We start from the raw sequence: 2597 nt of genomic DNA on the forward strand, positions 1-2597 counted from the left end.
ATCCGTACGTCCATGGCAGCCCCCCATACAAAGAGCTTACCTTAGCACAGGCCAGATCACCGACGACGACCCCCATGTTCTGTCCACTCCCTCGCGTCTCAGATTAAAGGGCAACGCGACACATGGCGAAACGGGCACGCACTTCGAAGGTCTGTTCATACAGACGCCCCGCTTTTGTCGACCAGTGGTCCAATGTGATCTGTGCAGGGCGCAAGGCGACCACAGCAATAACGTTTGAAGCGATGACCTTCGCACGATCCTTCGGAGCTAATTTTTCGGCGCGTTCGGTTTCCAGGACGAGTTGAAGATATTCGTCCAGAACCGCAGGAAGGTCGCTTTGCGCGGCGTGCTTAATGATGTCGCGCCAATAATTTAGAGGCGAGGTTTCGGCCAGCAATGCACGGGTTTCAGGCTGATTATATAGGCTCCGAAAACCGAGTGCGATCCCGATTGATGCGCTGATCAATTCCGGGTCGTCTACGGCGAGCTCCGGGCAAAGTCGCGAAAGAGCTCGAAGTGCACATATCGCAGGCGAGCCAAGCGCAAGGCTGGCTAGCTTTTCGACAACTGTGTCAGGGTCGATTTCACCCTGACGCTCATCAGCTTGGAGTGCCTCTCGAAGTGTGGCGATGGTTCGAGCCATTGCTCCATGTTCATCGTGACCATCATGGTCAACGACTCCGACTCTGGACCAGCCCACTTCGCGCCCGAGCGTTCTGTCAAGTGCGAGCGCGAGGACGCGGTCGTTCGATTGAGCGAGTTCTGCGATTGCATCCACCGCAAGCTGCTCACGCAGAGCCATGCAGGCCTGAGCGTGCAAAATCTCATAGCTTTCAGCTCGGCCGAACCGCCGCTCCAACACGAGAGGATCAACAAGTGCCGCCAACGAGGGCGACGGGTAGAGCATCGGCATAAGTTCATCGACACCAATTGGCCTACTAGTCCTGCTGACAAGGTCCGGCGACATACCCATTCGGCGGCTCGCCTCGTGCGACAGCAAAGCAGCGATCGCATCTGGCACCATCGACCAATCTGAGAATACCAACGCCTTGGTACCGGACTTTGGCATGCCGAATGAGGGGCGCGACGGTGGGATCCAGAGCGATCGATCAAGAGCCTCATTGAACGCCAGATCCGCAAGAGCACGCATCCTCCCGTTGCGAAATGGTAGCTCGGCATAATCTTCAATCTGTTTTTTGCTGATGAAGTGTGGGGAGGCCTCTCGAATTGCCTTGCGCAGCGCGGCAGCCGGATTTGGTTTCAACGCTTGAAGCCGATCGCGCAGCTTGTACCCCCGCATGAAGTTCAGCAGATAAGGCGCCGATTTCCAATACTCGATGATGCTGGGAGCCCCAACGAGTTCTGCAACTCTTGCTACTGCTTTCGCCTCTCGCAGATCATCGGTGTCGATAGCTATTTCGGGTATGACTTCTTGGACGAGAGAATTGCGATCTTCGGTAGAATCGACGCGCTCTGTGCGGGCAATGACCCGGCTCAGGATACCATGTAATCTATCCAGTTGCTCTATTGCTATCGCTCGAGCACTCGGCATCGACTGGAGCGATCGCCTGAACTTGGCAAGTTCGCTTTTCAATTCCCGTACGCGCGCCGGACCTTCAACATCGCCGAAAAGGAAGCGCATCGTCCGTAAAAAATCGGCGTAGTGCTCGCCCTCTTCTGGTGCATCGCTACTAAGCGTTAGCATGCGATAAGGCGTGGCGGACAGAAGCAGAAGCCGCGCCTTCGATCCATCCTCCCCATTGTATGAAAACAATGCTCGCGCCAATTCAGCGGCCGCTGCCTTTTCAGGCGCGACCTCGTCATCATGATCGTGCAGGAGTTCAGCGAAGCGCTGGAACTCGTCGAGAATGATGAGATCCGGTGTCAAAGCATCCACACAGATCTTCGCAAGCATTCGTCGCAGCTCACCGATCATCGCGGCAGGGCGCTGGTCGTCGGGATAAGTGGGATGCTTGTGCCGTCTGGCAAGGTCCGCCGCCTCACGAAGCCTTTTTATGAATTTATCATCAACCACCCGGTTGAACTTATCAGCGATGTCTCGCGAGATCCGTTCACCCCGGATCCATGTCGTCCAGCCCCGCCAGTTCTCCTCAGAAACGCCGCCACGGAACACTCGTTGGATGCCGCGATGGCGCAAACCTATCCGCGCACGGAGCATTTCAAAGATCAGCGCCCGTTCAGGCGCAGTTCCAAGGGAAGACTTGAGGTCTAATGCAGTTCCAGGGGTGAGGCTGATCAAATTTATGGGTCGGGAAGCAATACCGCCTTCCTTCTCGATCTCAAGCGGCAACAGCGTAAGGCGGGTGTTCAGAGGTTTGGTTGCAGAGCCCACCACATTGAGCGACTTGATGTTCTGTTCAGCAATAGCCTGATTGGAACAGATGTAGACGATGTCGACGCGATCGACTTTGCCCTGCAGTTGTTCGATGGTCTTTGCAATCACACCGCGGGCAACCATGGTCGTGCTGGCCCACATCAAGGAGCAATCCCGTCTAGGGTCAGGATGCATTGATTTCTGTTGCGCTGCGTGATTCACGCCTCCGAAAACGGAGCGGTGACATGAGCGATCTCTTCTG

Annotated in this window: 1 protein-coding gene; it reads right to left on the minus strand. The window is 55.8% G+C overall.

Annotated features, from left to right (window positions below; all coding sequences use genetic code 11):
• Positions 1-103: 103 nt before the first annotated feature.
• On the minus strand, positions 104-2500 hold the full coding sequence (locus tag SM763_RS24020; RefSeq protein WP_369000096.1) for a DEAD/DEAH box helicase: 2397 nt from the start codon (positions 2498-2500) through the stop codon (positions 104-106).
• Between the last annotated feature and the right edge of the window lie 97 nt (positions 2501-2597).

It is taken from the genome of Pseudophaeobacter sp. C1-32P7 (genome assembly GCF_041008775.1).
GTDB lineage: Bacteria > Pseudomonadota > Alphaproteobacteria > Rhodobacterales > Rhodobacteraceae > Phycobacter > Phycobacter gallaeciensis_A.